Origin of the sequence: Methylobacterium sp. GC_Met_3, from assembly GCF_026540775.1 — a bacterium.
Taxonomy (GTDB): Bacteria; Pseudomonadota; Alphaproteobacteria; order Rhizobiales; family Beijerinckiaceae; genus Methylobacterium.
In genome coordinates, this window is the sequence record NZ_JALNUL010000179.1 from 1 (window position 1) to 732 (window position 732).

Below are 732 nucleotides of genomic sequence, written 5' to 3' on the forward strand. Positions count from 1 at the left end.
ATTCACCCATCGGGTGAAGCGTGTGAGTCTGGGAAATGGCCCAGACGGTATGCGTACTTCTCGCTGCAGCCGACACGGCACGGCTCAGTGTGATCGCCGAGGATCGATCGCGCCCGCTCAAGCATATCCAGCCCTCCCGCATCGTCCTGCTCTCGACCGAGCGCCTGAGTGTCCAGGACGTCGCCCGGCGGGCGGGCGTCAGCCGCCCGGCCGTGTGGCGCTGGCAGCGGCGCTATGCCGAGGCGGGCGTCGAAGGTCTGCTGCGCGACAAGACACGTCCGCCCGGAACACCACCCCATTCGACCGAGACGGTGGCCGAGGTGCTGGCGCTGACCTAATCGGAACTGGCGGGCGAGGTCACCCACCGGACCGGCCGTGCCGTAGCTCACGCTGTGGGGATCTCGTCATGGGCCGTGCAGCGGATCTGGGACGCTCACCGCCTCCAGCCGCATCGGCTGCGCACGTTCAAACGCTCGCGCGATCCCGCCTTCGCCGCCAAGGTCGCGGACGGGATCCCATCGAACCTGTTCGATGGGATCCCCGCGTGGTCGGCCTGTACATGGCCCCACCCCCCCACGCGGCCGTGCTGTCCCTTGACGAAAAAAGCCAGATCCAGGCGCTGGAGCGGACCCGCCCCGACCATCCGCTCGCCCCCGGCCATCCCGCCGCCCAGACCCACGACTATACCCGTCACGGCATCACGACGCTGTTTGCCGTCTTCAACGTCCTGGC

The 732-nt window shown here is 68.4% G+C and carries 1 pseudogene; it reads left to right on the forward strand.

Annotation, left to right across the window (positions count from 1 at the left end):
- Positions 1-35 precede the first annotated feature (35 nt).
- Positions 36-732 (forward strand): annotated as a pseudogene (locus OXS27_RS32400) (IS630 family transposase); the annotation flags it as partial.